The following is a 14,467-nucleotide window of genomic DNA, read 5'->3' on the forward strand; positions in this document are numbered from 1 at the left end:
CCCTATTGCCATGTCACAGCAACACCTTCAACCCTGTCGCCCGGCTTTCATTGGCCGCTTCGAGGAAACGGATGATTTCCAGCGTCTCCGATAGCGGGAGGTGCGACCGTCCTTCCCGGAACATCGCCATGACGTTCTCCAGCAGGCCGGCGTAGAACGGTTTGCGATCTTTGGTTACATCGACAAGCCGCGGCCCTCCTTCGGTATGCAGCGTTACGCCGAATCCTTGACCGGGTCGCTTGCTCGCCCGGATGGTACCGATTCGCCCATCGCCCCATACGCCGACGATGATGTCAAAATCACCGTTTGTCGCGACGCTTACTTCTTTGCATCCGCCCCCCATCGCGCGATACACCATTTCCGCCGAATGAATGCCGTACCAGTAGTATCCCGGCTGTGTCGGCTCGAACGCCAGCGGTCCGAAGGCGTCCGCCCCCGCCACCGCAGCGTCTTCGGCCAAAGCGCCCGTCAGCCCGTCGGCATAACGGAGCGCCGATGCGCTCATTACCGGGATGCGGTAACGCTCGGCGAGCTCGGCGATTTCATTCGCCTCCTTGGAGCTAAGCGCAAGCGGCTTGTCGATAAAAACCGGCTTCCCGTAAGGGGCGATCGCCCGGAACTGCTCCAAGTGCACCCGGCCGTCGGCCGACTCCAGCAGCACCGCGTCCACCGCTTCAGCTACGGCTTCCGGCGTTTCCAGTATCGCGACGCCGTAGCTGTCGCGCAGCTCTTGCGTAAAACCGCCGACCCGGTTAATGCTGAGCGGAAAGTCGGCAGAACCGCCCGGGTAAGCCGCGACAACCCGGCCTCCCGGCACGTGGTTTGCGTCGGACGAATCGTTCAGCAGTTTCGTGAACGCCGTCACGTGCGATGTATCAAGCCCGATCATGCCAATCCGCAAGGTCGGTTCCATTGGTTATCCCCGCTTTCAGTCATCGATTTATTTTCGAATGATTCCCTACCAGCTATTATCGGAGCAATGCATCTAGAAAAGAAAATCGGTACACCTGCTTCGGCCGGCCCTTCGCTTTGCCCCGCTCCTCCCCCGCCACGTCGGCGAGTCCCGCATCCATCCACTGCGTCAGCAGCCGATGCGTGCTGCGGGTCGTGACGCCGAGAACCGAGGAGAGCTCATGAACGTTGTAGTCCGTTTTGCCCGTACGGGTAAGCTGCGCGATGATGCGGCTTAAATACGGCTGCGTCAGTCCGGCTTGCTCCGCCCGCAGGATCAAATCGGCGTCGAGCAGCGAAAGCCCCGCGACGAGCGGTTCGGCCATTTCAAGCGGGCCGATGACACTCTCGTCTTCGCGGACGATAAAGCTCATACCGCCGCCGGCATCCTTGGCGCGATGCAGCGCCGTTCGGGCATGCGAACCCGCCTCGTGGGCCGAATGTCCGAAGCCGACGCCGATGGAGAGCGACATGGAGAACGTATCCTGCGCGATTTTGGCGAGCGGAATGTACTTGTATCCGCCCGTATGCCGCTCGAACGTGCCCCGCGTCGTCACGAATAAATATTCGCTGCCGCCGAGCGAAGTGAGATGCCCTTCCAGCGTTTCCGCATATTCGAGCATCATCCGGTAGATGTCCAGCTTCAGCCGCTGCACATCATGCTCCGATCTTCGAAGATCGGCCGCCTTGCGGAAACCGTCCACGTCGATGAGCCCCACCACGATTTGCGATTCCTTGTTGCGCCTCGACTCCGTCGACAAGAGCGCACGCTCGAGCGCCACGATAATATCTTGCTCGGTCGGCAAAATCCATTCGTTCGGCACGCCCATCTCGCTCAGCCTGACCGAGACGGAACGAAGCGCGGTTAAAGCAACCGCCGCTTTCCCTTGCGCATGATGCTCCGCGTGGAAGCGGACGAGCGCTTCCGTATCGGCCTTGCCGCCCGGAAAGAACGTCAGTTCAGGCAGCGGCTCGCCGAGCTCGCGGAACGTCTTGACGAACGGCTGGCGAGTTAGCGTATCGACCGTCATCGCGCCGAGCCGGCCCATCCGTTCCGCCCGGAACAAGGACCGATAAAGTCCGGACCCGCTCAGCGGAACAAAATGCGAAGGCACTCGCATCTGCAGGCGGTCGTGGCATGCCTGATAAGGAAGCGGCCCCGAATATAAGATCACTTCCACCTGATCCATCAGCTCTTGCGTCAGTTGAACCGCTTCCTCCAAGTTCGCGTAAACCCCGGAGACGGGGATAAAGGACGGAAACGACTTGATCGCTTGCAGCATGACGGGAATCATCGGCTCCGGACCGATCAGCGCGATCGGGATGCCTTTTTCTTCGGTTGACGGACGGTAAAGTCCGAGCATGGTTTACACCCCTTACGCACATGCTTATGTTTGGTCTGAGACGTTAGGCCATCCAGGAAGCCAAATGCTCGCGAACGAACGCATCGTCGTTTAGTTCCGGGTAATCCCGGTAAATGCGGTCGATTTCTTCCGCTTGCCCCGGCGACAACGTTTCGTGCGGATTCAAGCACCAAACGCCCTGCATCAAACCTTGTCTTCGCAGCACCTCGTGAATGCCCGGTATGCAGCCGGCAAAGCCGTTCGCCGGATCGAACAGCGCCGCATTGGAATCGGTTACACCAACGTTGCGGGTCAGCCACTCGCTTCCGATCGTTCCCGTCAGGCGCACTTGCTTGATCTCTTCCAGCAGCTCTACCGCTTTGCGCGTCCAAACCGCCCAATGGCCGAGCAGGCCGCCTACTATCCGCTTCTCTACGGGCTTCCCATCCACCATAAAGCGGTAGACCGTCAGCAGGTCGTTCACGATGTTATCGTCATTGCCGGTATACAGCGCGATTTCGTTGCATCGCGACGAATAACAGACGGCCCGCACGACATCGATCGTCTGATAACGGTTGAACGGGGCTATTTTAATGGCTGCGATACCGGGAATATTCGCGAATTCCTTCCAGAAGTCGAAGCTGAATACTTTGCCGCCGACGGATGGCTGTAAATAAAAACCGACGACAGGGAGTTTCTCCGCCACACGGGCCGTTCGCTCCAGGATTTGGGCTTCGCTGAAGCCCTGCAATCCGCCCATGCTGAGCAGACCGGCATCATAACCTAGACCCACTGCGATGTCGGCTTCTTGGAGCGCCTGACCGGTCGGCCCGCAAATGCCCGCGATTTTTAAAAACGGACGTGTTACGCCTGCCCGATCGACTTCCTCGGAAGCCAAACGCAATACGGTTTCGAACAAATTGTGCTGCGGGTCGCGGATTTCGAACTGTGTCGAATGAACGCCCACCGCTACGCCTCCCGCACCCGAGGCGATATAATAGCGAGTCAACGCACGCTGGCTGCGTTCATCGAGGGAGCGCCGTTCGTCCAGCGCCAGCGGGTGGGCGGGAATAACGAGCCCATCATGCAGCGCGCGGGTTTGCTCCGGTGACAAATCTTTTTTGCCCATCGCTAAAACTTCCCCTCCCGTTCCTGAAAATGCGTCGGTTTATTGATCGTCGCCCCATCGCTTCGCACCCATTCGGCAACCCAATCGATCATTTGCAGCAAGGATACGCGAGGATAACCGAATCGCTGCATGCACTTGGATGCGTTGCTAAGAAGCGCCGTATCCGCCTCCTGCCCCTTAAATACCGCCACCTTGCCGAATCGCTTCGCCAGCTCCTCGGCGGCATACCGGATTGATACCGTTTCCGGGCCGGTTATATTGTATACCTCCGCCCCTTGTTTGCAGGCGAGCAGCGAACGGATCGCGAATTCGTTGGCATCCCCTTGCCATATGCAGTTGAAATGGCCCATCGACACATCGATCGGACGGCCTTCATATACCGATTTGGCGATTTCCAACAATACGCCGTACCTGAGGTCGATGGCATAATTAAGTCGGTAAATCAAGATCGGTGTCCCATATTTATGCGAAAAATATTCGAAAACGCGCTCCCTGCCGAGACACGATTGTCCATACTCGCCGACAGGCGACGGCGAAGTCGATTCCGTCGCTCCTCCGTACAGTACGGGAGTGAGCGGATACACGTTGCCGGTGGAAAAGACGACGATCCGGGAGTTCCTGAACTTCTCGGCGACACGGCCCGGCAAATACGTGTTCATTGCCCACGTGAAATGCTCTTTGCCCGTCGTGCCGAATTTCGTACCGGCCATATAAATGACGTTTTTCACTTCCGGCAACCGCTGCAGCTCCGCATCGTTCAACAGATCGCAAACGATCGTTTCCACGCCGAAGCTGTCCAGTTCTTCCTTCAACCCTTGCTCCGAAAATCTCGACACGCCATAAACTTTGCGATTTACCCCCGATTCGCGGATGGCATTGATCGCGAGCTTTGCCAAGGTGGGACCCATTTTGCCGCCGACGCCCAGAAGCATAATATCTCCGTCCAGCGATTTCATATCGTGTACCAGTGCGGGCGACGGTTCCGTAAGTTTGTTCTCCAGTTCCTGCAGCGTTCTCATAATTAAGAGCACTTCCTCATATTTAATAACGATTACATTACCATCATAGCGCCATTGGTTATTTAGAGACAAATCTTTAAATTGTCTTTAAATGAACCGTTTGTCCGGACGCAATTGGCATCCCCCCTTTGTTGAAGCTCACCCGCGGAATTCAAGCAGATAATAAAAAAGCCCGGATGATAGGCTATCGTCCGAGCGTTGGTGTTTGTAGTTATAGCTATTTATTGTTAAGAATGTTCTACCAATTGACATTATAGCTGTTCTGCTGTTCGCTGTTAGCTATCCAGCTTTTCCTCTGTTCAGCTGTTTCGCTGTTCTGCTCGGCTGCCAGGAGTTTTGCTGTTTCGATGTTCGGCTGTTCTGCTGCTTCGATGTTCTGCTGTTCGCTGTCAGCTATCCAGCTTTTCCTCTGTTCAGCTGTTTCGCTGTTCTGCTGCTTCGGCTACCAGAAGTTTTGCTGTTTCGATGTTCGCAGTTCCGATGTTCCACCCGCTATTCTTCGGTTACCCCTGCGAAGCGCCGTTTGCCGCAGCCACGAACTGGCGAGCCGTTTCGGTCAAGTCCTCGAACCGCCCTGCAGCAATCGAAGCGGGCCGAATCAAATTGCCGCCAAGTCCTACCGCCGTCGCCCCTGCCTTGAAATATTCGCCGATATTCGCCAGGTCGACGCCGCCTGTGGCGAGCATCGGAATGTGGTCTAGCGGGCCTTGGAGCTCCTTCAAGTATCGCGTGCCGAGCGCTCCCATCGGGAATATTTTGACGGCGCGGGCTCCCGCGTTCCATGCTCTGACGATTTCCGTCGGCGTCATGACGCCGGGCCATACCTCAACGCCGTGCTCCAATCCGTAGGCGACGACCGACTCGTCCAAGTTCGGCGAAATAAGAAACCGCGCGCCTGCCGCAACAGCTTCCTTCGCCATCGAAAGGTTCAATACCGTTCCGGCGCCGANGTCCAAGTTCGGCGAAATAAGAAACCGCGCGCCTGCCGCAACAGCTTCCTTCGCCATCGAAAGGTTCAATACCGTTCCGGCGCCGACATGCGCCTGTCCTTCAAATCGCTCAAACCAACCCGACATAATGTCGAGCGCGCCGGCGGTGTTCATCGTTACTTCCATCAAACGGATTCCTCCGGCGATCAACGCAGCTGCCGCCGCGTCCGCGTCCTTTGGCGAAATTCCGCGAAAGATCGCGACGATTTTATGCTCTGCCAGCAAATCTACCAAGTTCATCTCCAGGTCCCCTTCAACGATCGATTGTTTTTTCCATTGTAGTTTGTTACGGCGGCGAACACAATAGAGAAGCCTCGGCAAGCCAATGTTTCAACTGAGCCGGCGAGCAGAGCAGGAATACTTACCGGCGAACACAAACTCAAGTCTGTCAGTTACTCTATTAATCGATGAAAAAGAGAAGAACCTTGTCAGTCCGTTTATGCTTTCGGTATCCGCCGGATCTCGCCTGCGAACTCTTATTTAGCGAGTATCCGACATGCTGCGAATTCGCCGGTGAAGCGACTTAATCGTCTCGAGCAGCTCTGCGTCAGCCTGCGGATCGCCGCTTGCTTCGCGGCTCATGCATTGAGCCAATTCGAGCTCCAACCTTTGCAGCTCATTGGCGTGCTGAAGCTTTTCCGGCGTGAAGTCGCCGCGTTCGATATGCGCCATATATTCCGCATATGTGCCGGGATATTGAATGACGCGATCGTCTTGCAACTCAACGATGCGATTGGCGATTTTACCGACCAGATACCGGTCGTGGGACACAAGCACGATCGCGCCGGGATAATCGGCGAACGCCTCCTCCATCCGTTCCCGCGAGTCGATATCGAGATAATTGGTCGGCTCGTCAAGGACAAGCAAGTTGGCGTCGCTGCAATAAAGCTGAAGAAACGCGATGCGGCATTTCTCCCCCATACTCAGGTCGCCAACTTTCTTGAACACGTCGTCCCGCGAGAACAAGAAGCTGCCCAGCAGCGTTCTGGCAAGCGTTTGGGTCATGTTCGGCAGCCGCAGCATTGTGTCCAGCAGCGTTTCGTCCCGCCACTTGGCAAGCAGCTCGAATTGCTGGGAGAAGTACCCCGGCTTCAACTGCGGGTTATGCCGCACCGTTCCATCCGTCGGTGGCAGAATACCCAGCATCAGCTTGAGCAGCGTTGTTTTGCCGGCACCGTTCGGACCGATAACGGCCAACCGGTCGCCGCGTTCCACGGTCAAGTTCAGCTTGCTGAACAACGGCTTGCTCCCGCAGCGCTCCCCACCGGACACGCTTTGCGGCATCGCCTCACGCGATTCAACCTCCGGCGAACCGCCGCCGAAGCCATATGCAAAAGACACGTCGCGCATCGTCAGCAGCGTTGTCGCCGAGATGTCCCCGGAGCCGAAGCGCGTATGCAGCTGCTGCTGGCTGCGCGGCTGCTCGACCCGGTTCTGCTCCAGTCGTTCCAGCTCCTTCTCTTTGGCGCGGAAGCGCGCCATATGCTTGTTGGAGCGCGCGGCCCAATATGCTTTGGTCTTCGGATCCTCCACTTTAAACGAGTCATTGTGCGCCGTCTGGAACCATTGCCGATAGCGGCGAATGCTTTCCAGCAGCTCCTCCCGCTGCTTTTCCTCTTTTTCGTATTGCGCCTGCTGCGTACGCAGCTCAAGCTCCTTCTGCCGGCGATAATCGGAGTACCCTCCGCTGTACATTCTGCTGCCGGTTGGCGTCATTTCGCAGATGCCTTCGGCAACGCGGTCTAGAAACGCACGATCGTGGGAAACGATCAGAACGGCTCCAGCATATGCACGAATCCACTCCTCGAGCCATTCCAGCGTCTCGCGGTCCAGATGATTCGTCGGCTCGTCAAGCAGCAGAAACTTCGGCTCCGCCACCATCAATCTGGCGATTTGCGCTTTTGTCTGCTGCCCGCCGCTGAGCTGCCGCACCGGGATTTGCCAGAGCGAAGGCTCCAGTTTCAACCGCTGCATGCTTTTTTCCACCTTCACTTCCCAGTCGTAGCCGTCCATTAACACATATTGCTCATAGGCGCGGTCGTACTGTTCGATCAGCTCCGTACCGACGGCGGATTCCGACGAGGAGCATGCCCCGAGCCGCTCCTGCAATTGCTCCAGCCTGCGCTTGGCATGCAATTGATCCGGCGTTCCTCCCTGGACGAACTCGAGCGTCGTTACATTGTCCGACTCCTCCATTCCTTGGCGCAAGCTCCCCCATTCCGACAGAGGCAGCAGCCGCTGGATCGTGCCGCCGTCCAAAGTCACCCGCCCGAGCAAAGCCTCCATCAGCGTTGTTTTGCCGACGCCGTTAACGCCGAATAACGCAAGATGCTCACCTTCCCGTATCTCCAAATCGATATTTTCGAACAATCTGACGCCGTTCCATTCTTTTACAAGTCCTTTGGCTTTCAAAATAAACATACACATTCCCCCTCGACCAGCTTCCGCTGAGTACTCATGACAAACAAAAAAACCACCGGTCAGCCGGTGGCGGTTGCGTGAGATAGGGTGTGCGCCGATTGAAGGCAAGGACGGTGCTAGTTAAGTATGCTTTATTGAACAGACCGCTTACCCGGTACGCATCTCCGCCGTACGGCAAATTGCCGCATATGGACGACCGACGGGTCGCACGCGAAAGCATGTCAATAAAACATAAAAAAAGCCCCTTATCCGTCCCTGGAAATCTACACACGTATCCCGTTCGCTCCGCCTTCGGCAGAATTCGCTTGAATGTTATCGATTCAAGTTGCTTGGGAAACACGTGTTAGTTATCCATTGGACTGATGGGTACCTCCGAGTTCAAGTAAGTTACTGCTATCGTAAAACTTTGGAATGCGAATCGCAAGGGCTTGCATCTTTATAATGATTTTTTCCGACCTGCGATTCTTGCACGCAACAACTGGAAAACATGCAGTAAATTTCGCCCTATCTAGCCATTTCAAACATAACAAATGGAATTCATGCTGTTATTTTCGTCAAAATGCCCTTCACAAAGAAGTTATGCCCGAAATAGATACATGAAATCCATTTGTTTACCGACCAGCATCAATTTAATCAAAAATACATGCATGTTTTCCATTTATTGAAGCAAACGGCCTCATTCTTAAACGAACGGACTAACAACACCTCGGACCGAGCCTTGTTCGCGCCTAACGCTTGCGGCTTATCGCTCAACATGGCCGCCATTCAGCAGCGCCCAAGTCGGCAGCGCCTCCCAGTCGCCTTCCGTCTGCACGACAAGCGAACCGACCGCTGCGGCCAGACGAATCGCTCCCGCATGGCCAAGCTGCTTCAGCAAGCCAACGATGAATCCGGCACAAAAACCGTCACCGGCTCCGACCGTATCCACGACACGTTCGGCTGGCGCAAACGGAATGACCGTCGCCTCGCCGCGTTCGACCAGCACATTGTCGAATCCTTTGCTTTTGACGACGGAAACCGCATCCAGCTGCCCGAGCCGGTCTAGCATCACGTTCCAATCCTCGGTTTCGAACAGCAGCTTCAGTTCATCGTAACCCGGCAGGAAGTAGTCCGCCCGCGCGGCAAGCTCCAGCAGCACCGGGCGCGCTTCGTCGATGCTCCACAGCTTGAGCCGCAGGTTCGGGTCGAAGCAGACCGGCACGCCATGCGCTTTCGCCATGTCGATTGCGGCGAACACCGTTTCCCGGCAGCTCGCGCTTAACGCCGCGGTAATCCCCGTAACATGCAGCAGCTTTGCACGCTTGATGTAATCCTCGTTCAGGTCGCCCGGCTCCATGATGCTGGCCGCCGAGGATCGGCGGTTGTAATAAACCGACGTCCGCCCTCCGACGGTTTCACGCATCATGATGCCCGTCGGCGCCAGGCCGGTCAGCTTTGCGGCGGACACATCAACGCCTTCGCCGCGGATCGCCTTTATGATCATCCGCCCGAACGGATCGTCGCCGAGCTGGCCGAACCAGCCCACGCGGTGGCCGAGGCGCGCCACTCCGATCGCGACGTTGCTTTCCGCGCCGCCGAACGACTTGTCCAGCAGGGCGCTCGTTTCCAGCCCCCGGCCGGACAAAGGCCGCAGCAGCGCCATCGTTTCGCCGAACGTCACGACTTCGGGATGGCCGTTATCGATTGCTTGTCCTTCAATTGCAGCATGATTCGCATGCGTCATGGCATAAACTCCATTCTTTGCTTATTTCAGGATGCCGCCCTGGAGAGGCACACCAATGTTATTTTGCAAATGAATATATTTGATTTGATGCTTTGCTCTTGAACTTTGCATATGCAGTTAGCATTTTATCTATGTTTGCACTGCATATCTATATGTTACCGTTTGCATTTGCTATTTTACTATCTTGCTGCTACCTAGCCTTGTTGCTACCTAGCCTTGCTGCTACCTAGCTCATGACGCTATCTTGCTTTTGCTATAATCGATTATATAGGCTACCCTCTCCACACTGCAATCCAATTTAAGCCGATGTCGCATCACGACGGCGAAAGGCAACTGCATTCACCCGCGAGAAATTACAAATAAGCTGTTGCTTACCGGCCGGCTTAAGGTTACAATAAGAAAAACTTCCGACGGAGTCTTCTCGAGGATGCATTTTTGGAGGAAGTTTTTTCGAAATCACAAATCATAGAGAGGAGCGGAAGTATGAGGAAAAGCCGGGGCTGCATTCATTCGAATCCATCTTCCTTTTCATTTTCATATTTCCGTTTAATGAACACCGAAGCGTAATGGCTTTGGTGTTTTTATTTTTTCAGGGAGGTGGCTTACTGTGAACAGGTATTCCAGAGTGTTGATCAAATTAAGCGGCGGGGCCGTCGCGGGGCAAAGCGAATTCGGCTTTGAGCCGGAGCGGCTCGACTATATCGCGGGCGAAATCATGTCCGTCGTCGACATGGGCGTCGAGGTGACGATCGTGATCGGCGGGGGCAATATTTTTCGCGGCAACATGGCGGAAAGCTGGGGCATCGAACGGGCGGAGGCGGACAATATCGGGACGCTGGCGACCGTCGTCAATAGCTTGATGCTGCGCGGCGTGCTGAAGGCGAAGACGGACAAGGAAGTACGCGTCATGACAGCCATCCCGCTCACCTCCGTTGCGGAACCTTACATTCGGCTGCGAGCGATTCACCATCTGGAAAAAGGCTACATCGTCATCTTCGCCGGAGGCAACGGCCAGCCGTATGTGACGACCGATTACCCTTCCGTGCAGCGGGCGATCGAAGTGAACTGCCAGGCTCTGCTTGTCGCCAAGCAAGGGGTGGACGGCGTGTTCAGCGCCGATCCGAAGGTGAACCGCGAAGCGCGCAAATACAGCTCGCTCCACTACAACGACGTCATCAGCCAGAACCTCAAGGTGATGGATCAATCGGCTTTTATACTGGCGCGGGACTACAGCTTGCCGATTCATGTGTTCAATTTCGACCGTCCGGGCACGATGCGCGCCATCTGCGAAGGTCGAATGAACGGGACGCTGATCAGCCAGGATTCGGAGCTTTCGTACGACGAATAACCTAAACATCCGCCGCATGGCAATGAAAAAGCCGCTCTCGATTACACCGGGGCGGCTCTCGTTATCTATGATTCGTTCGTCGAGAATCGTTGTACAAGCAGGTCATCGAGCAAATTGGCGATTTGCTTCGGCTCCATCTTCTTCGTAAGATAGCTATGGCTTCCGCCCTCGGAATCCACCCAGCGGTTCGCTCCATTATCGCTCACTTCCACATTTCCGCCCGTCTGCATATCCCAATAATCGGCCAGCCCCCGAACGCCATACAAGACGGCAGTTAAGTCCCAGCTGTGCCTTCCTCCCGGTTGTCCGAGATACAATTCATACGATTTGCGTACGGGATTGTCCTCCGGCGCATCCGCAAACAACCGCTCGCCTGTCACGATGTCGTGGCCGATTTCAAAACCGCTGAACATGATCGGAGTCGGCCAAGACTCGGCGACGTACCGTGCCGACTGCGGGCACATCTCGAAATTCCACTCGTTGCCTGACGGGAAAGCGCCGCCCATCACGACGAGCTCGGATACTTTCCGGCGGACCAATTCGATGCCGTCCAGGTCGCTGTAACGGTCCGGACCGGATTGGAGCAGGTTACGCAAGTTCGGCAAGGGACCAATCGCAATGACAACGACGCTGCCGTCCGCTTCCTTCGACAGAAGCTCGCGGAATATCACGACCGCATACGGCACTCCTGTGCCATCCGCAAAGCGATTCGGGTATGTATTCGCGATGTAACGGTTATATTTCTCGTACGATTTCTCTACTAGAAATCCGGGCTCCTTCAAGGTGCCGACCGGAATATCCGGACGCCCATGATACCGGTTGATCGCATCGATACAGCCCGCGCCCCATGGACTCGAAGTACAATGCGTCACCCCTAATAATTCCGCTTCCCCCCGATCAGCCAAAACATGAAGGATAGACAAGGCCGCCGCATCGTCGCAATCGGGTCCAATATCGGTGTCGAGGATCACTTTTACAGGTGAAGTCATCGGATAATCCCTCTTTTCGAATGAATGCACTCCTAAATTATTCCTAAATCATTTATTATCACAGATCGAGAAAGTTCACCATCATTTTTTTGGAATGCGATTTCGGCAACAATAGCAAAAAAGCGATTGTCTGCAAACAAGCTCCGCTTGTCCCGGACAATCGCTTTGGCCCATTTCTATCAAAAAAAAGATCAAACAATCAAATTTCTTTTCTGCGGAAATACGTCAATCCCGAAATAAAGAACAGCAGGAAGCCGCCCACAATCACATACAGCAGCGTATCTAGCGGCACGTTGAACGCGCCGAAGCCGTAGCCTTTTTCCCGAGGAATCATCGTCAGCATCGGCTGCGCCCAAGGGTAATACGGACCGTAATCCGCAGAGTTCGCCACAAGCATATTCGGCAGTGTAAAAATCACGTTGAGCGCCAGCGGCGCGGCAAAGCTCGCCCACGCAACCGAAACGGCCATTTGCAGCGCGGCCAGCGGCAGCGACGCGACCCAACCGCCGAGCAGGCTTCGTCCGATCTCCATCCAAGGGACGCTTTCCTGAATGCCCTTGACCGCCCCCAGCGCAAGCAACCCCGCTAGAAACAACAGCTGCATCGCCGCCATCAATGCGGCTACGACGGACAGCTTCGCCACGTACAGCGACGTCCGCGATACCGGCAGGGCCAGCACCTGCTTCCAACCGCCGCCGGCATGCTCGTATCTGCACACAAAGGCGGCGAACACGCCGGTCAGCAGCGGGATAAACAGCATCGCATGGAGGGCAGACATTTCGCTCAGCAAGTAGAGCCAGCCCTCGTCCCTCCGGGACACCATGCCAAGCATCGTGGTCAAGATTGGGCTGACCAGAATAAGCAGCCATATGTTCGATTTTCTAAGCTTCAGCCATTCGGATCGCAATATGAGTAGGAACGATTTCATTTTATTTCACATCCCGTCGCAAGAAGTCGATCAACGCCAGCGCGAGCACGACGATGCCGGCCGCAAGTCCCGCATAAACGGAATACTCCGGTTTGTGCGCCGCGTTGTTCAGCATCGGCCATTTCCAGACGACCCAATCCGGCAGGCCGAAGGAGAACATCGTCAGCATCGTTCCGAATATGCCGACCGTTAACGGAACCGCTTGATTGGCCATCGTCACCGAAAGCCACAGCTGCAAGGCCAGAATCGGCAGGGCGGCCAGAAACGGATAGAAGGCCAATTGAAGGATTTTGAATATAGGGAAATTCTCTCCGAAGCCAAGCAGCGTGCCGAGCAGAATCATGCCGGGAATGAGTACCGCGCAAGAAGTCAGCAGCAGCAAGGAGCATAGCAGGAATTTGGCCGTAAATACGCTCGTTCTCGAAATCGGCAGCGCCAGCAGCTGCTTCCACGAATTCATCCCATGCTCGATACCCGCCACCATCGACGTGATCAGCGTTGTCCCGAACATGAGGGCCGGAACGGACAAAAACCCGATACTGCTGATCAAACCGCCCCATAAGTCGGCGGCGTACAGCTTCGTCAAATAATCGTAGCGCAAGCCAAAGTTCACCGCAGTCAGAGCCACGACGCCGATCGGACCGAGAAAGACGAGAAACCAGATCATTTTGCGGCGGATTTTCAAAAAATCAGCCGACAGCGCCCGGAGTATCATAGGCTGATCCCCTCCCCGACCATGTCGAGGAAAATATCTTCAAGCGACGTCGTAAGCTCCTCGACCCGGTACACCATATGATTCGCTTCGACCAAGTACTGCACGGCCGCGGCGATTTTTGCGTCCGAAACCGGATCGAGCAGCAACGCTCCTTGTTCCAGCACCGCATGGCAGCCGGTTGCGGATACGACGCGCAGCGCCCGCTCGGGGTCCGATGCCGCGATCCGAATTTTGCTCTTGGCGCGTGCGCGCAGCGTATCGATCGAATCTTGGAATATCATCGTGCCTTGGCGAATAATGCCGACTCGGGTCGCCATTTGCTCCACCTCGCTGAGCAAGTGGCTCGATATGAGCACCGTAATGCCATGCTCCTTCGGCATGCTCTTGATCAGCTCGCGCATCTCCAATATGCCCGACGGATCCAGGCCGTTCGTTGGCTCGTCCAGAATGAGCAGCTCGGGGCTGCCGAGCAAAGCGGAAGCGATGCCGAGCCGCTGCTTCATGCCAAGCGAATACCCTTTGACCGGCCGCTTCGCTTCTTTCGTCAAGCGTACTGTCTCCAGTACTTCGTCAATGCGCGTTTTCGGCACGTCGAGAATGCAGCGGATCGCCTCCAGGTTATCATAACCGGTCAAGTGGCCGTAGTACGACGGATATTCCACCAAAGAGCCGATTTTGCGCAAAATCGCCAGCTTCTCCCGATTCAATTCGCGCCCGAATATGCGAATCGTGCCTTTCGTCGGACGGATCAAGCCGAGCAGCATCCGAATCGTCGTTGTTTTGCCCGCTCCGTTCGGGCCGAGGAAGCCGTAAATATCGCCTCGGCGAATATCGAGATTAACGCTGTCGACCGCTCTCCGCGAGCGGTAATGTTTGGACAACCCGCTTGTTTGAATAATCATTTCGTTCATT

At 55.7% G+C, this 14,467-nt stretch carries 12 protein-coding genes; 1 reads left to right on the forward strand and 11 read right to left on the reverse strand.

From position 1 onward, the window contains the following. Positions 1-13 precede the first annotated feature (13 nt). From AC0LWM_RS11545 to AC0LWM_RS11575, 7 genes are all read right to left on the reverse strand, one after another. Positions 14-913 (reverse strand): Gfo/Idh/MocA family protein, encoded by a 900-nt coding sequence (locus AC0LWM_RS11545; RefSeq protein ID WP_474675082.1) that lies wholly within the window; start codon positions 911-913, stop codon positions 14-16. A 55-nt stretch (positions 914-968) separates the two neighbouring features. After that, entirely contained in the window at positions 969-2,315 is a 1,347-nt protein-coding gene (locus tag AC0LWM_RS11550; RefSeq protein WP_474675083.1) for a hypothetical protein, read from the reverse strand. A gap of 43 nt (positions 2,316-2,358) precedes the next feature. Further along, the gene (locus AC0LWM_RS11555; protein ID WP_474675084.1) at positions 2,359-3,423 is read right to left on the reverse strand and encodes a dihydrodipicolinate synthase family protein; all 1,065 of its coding nucleotides are present in this window, start codon (positions 3,421-3,423) and stop codon (positions 2,359-2,361) included. Positions 3,424-3,425: 2 nt separating this feature from the next. Further along, a complete protein-coding gene (locus tag AC0LWM_RS11560; RefSeq protein ID WP_474675085.1) occupies positions 3,426-4,442 on the reverse strand; it encodes an NAD-dependent epimerase/dehydratase family protein in 1,017 nt (338 codons plus the stop codon). Between the two features lie 503 nt (positions 4,443-4,945). Further along, the gene (locus tag AC0LWM_RS11565) at positions 4,946-5,671 is read right to left on the reverse strand and encodes a bifunctional 4-hydroxy-2-oxoglutarate aldolase/2-dehydro-3-deoxy-phosphogluconate aldolase (protein ID WP_474675086.1); all 726 of its coding nucleotides are present in this window, start codon (positions 5,669-5,671) and stop codon (positions 4,946-4,948) included. A gap of 240 nt (positions 5,672-5,911) precedes the next feature. Continuing rightward, positions 5,912-7,852, reverse strand: a complete 1,941-nt coding sequence (locus AC0LWM_RS11570; RefSeq protein ID WP_474675087.1) for an ABC-F family ATP-binding cassette domain-containing protein — start codon at positions 7,850-7,852, stop codon at positions 5,912-5,914. A 742-nt stretch (positions 7,853-8,594) separates the two neighbouring features. Further along, positions 8,595-9,575, reverse strand: a complete 981-nt coding sequence (locus AC0LWM_RS11575; RefSeq protein ID WP_474675088.1) for a sugar kinase — start codon at positions 9,573-9,575, stop codon at positions 8,595-8,597. A gap of 607 nt (positions 9,576-10,182) precedes the next feature. Between AC0LWM_RS11575 and pyrH the strand changes: the two genes are divergently transcribed. Beyond that, positions 10,183-10,923 carry a UMP kinase gene (gene pyrH / locus AC0LWM_RS11580; RefSeq protein ID WP_474675089.1) on the forward strand — a complete coding sequence of 247 codons (741 nt, stop codon included), beginning with the start codon at positions 10,183-10,185 and terminating at the stop codon, positions 10,921-10,923. A gap of 65 nt (positions 10,924-10,988) precedes the next feature. Here pyrH and AC0LWM_RS11585 read toward each other — a convergent pair whose 3' ends face one another. From AC0LWM_RS11585 to AC0LWM_RS11600, 4 genes are all read right to left on the reverse strand, one after another. Continuing rightward, positions 10,989-11,912 carry a nucleoside hydrolase gene (locus AC0LWM_RS11585; protein WP_474675090.1) on the reverse strand — a complete coding sequence of 308 codons (924 nt, stop codon included), beginning with the start codon at positions 11,910-11,912 and terminating at the stop codon, positions 10,989-10,991. Between the two features lie 199 nt (positions 11,913-12,111). Next, entirely contained in the window at positions 12,112-12,840 is a 729-nt protein-coding gene (locus AC0LWM_RS11590; protein WP_474675091.1) for an ABC transporter permease, read from the reverse strand. Position 12,841: 1 nt separating this feature from the next. Beyond that, complete coding sequence (locus AC0LWM_RS11595) at positions 12,842-13,555, reverse strand: ABC transporter permease (protein WP_474675092.1); 714 nt, start codon at positions 13,553-13,555, stop codon at positions 12,842-12,844. Then, a complete protein-coding gene (locus AC0LWM_RS11600) occupies positions 13,552-14,466 on the reverse strand; it encodes an ABC transporter ATP-binding protein (protein ID WP_474675113.1) in 915 nt (304 codons plus the stop codon). Before AC0LWM_RS11600 ends, AC0LWM_RS11595 begins: the two co-directional genes overlap by 4 nt. Position 14,467: the final 1 nt, after the last annotated feature.

This window comes from Paenibacillus sp. sgz302148 (assembly GCF_056120465.1).

What these genes read in the sequence shown, in the direction of transcription:
- AC0LWM_RS11545 (WP_474675082.1), bottom strand. Translation starts at nt 913, where the DNA reads ATGGAACCGACCTTGCGGATTGGCATGATCGGGCTTGATACATCGCAC.
- AC0LWM_RS11550 (WP_474675083.1), bottom strand. Translation starts at nt 2,315, where the DNA reads ATGCTCGGACTTTACCGTCCGTCAACCGAAGAAAAAGGCATCCCGATC.
- AC0LWM_RS11555 (WP_474675084.1), bottom strand. Translation starts at nt 3,423, where the DNA reads ATGGGCAAAAAAGATTTGTCACCGGAGCAAACCCGCGCGCTGCATGAT.
- AC0LWM_RS11560 (WP_474675085.1), bottom strand. Translation starts at nt 4,442, where the DNA reads ATGAGAACGCTGCAGGAACTGGAGAACAAACTTACGGAACCGTCGCCC.
- AC0LWM_RS11570 (WP_474675087.1), bottom strand. Translation starts at nt 7,852, where the DNA reads ATGTTTATTTTGAAAGCCAAAGGACTTGTAAAAGAATGGAACGGCGTC.
- AC0LWM_RS11575 (WP_474675088.1), bottom strand. Translation starts at nt 9,575, where the DNA reads ATGACGCATGCGAATCATGCTGCAATTGAAGGACAAGCAATCGATAAC.
- AC0LWM_RS11585 (WP_474675090.1), bottom strand. Translation starts at nt 11,912, where the DNA reads ATGACTTCACCTGTAAAAGTGATCCTCGACACCGATATTGGACCCGAT.
- AC0LWM_RS11590 (WP_474675091.1), bottom strand. Translation starts at nt 12,840, where the DNA reads ATGAAATCGTTCCTACTCATATTGCGATCCGAATGGCTGAAGCTTAGA.
- AC0LWM_RS11595 (WP_474675092.1), bottom strand. Translation starts at nt 13,555, where the DNA reads ATGATACTCCGGGCGCTGTCGGCTGATTTTTTGAAAATCCGCCGCAAA.
- AC0LWM_RS11600 (WP_474675113.1), bottom strand. Translation starts at nt 14,466, where the DNA reads ATGAACGAAATGATTATTCAAACAAGCGGGTTGTCCAAACATTACCGC.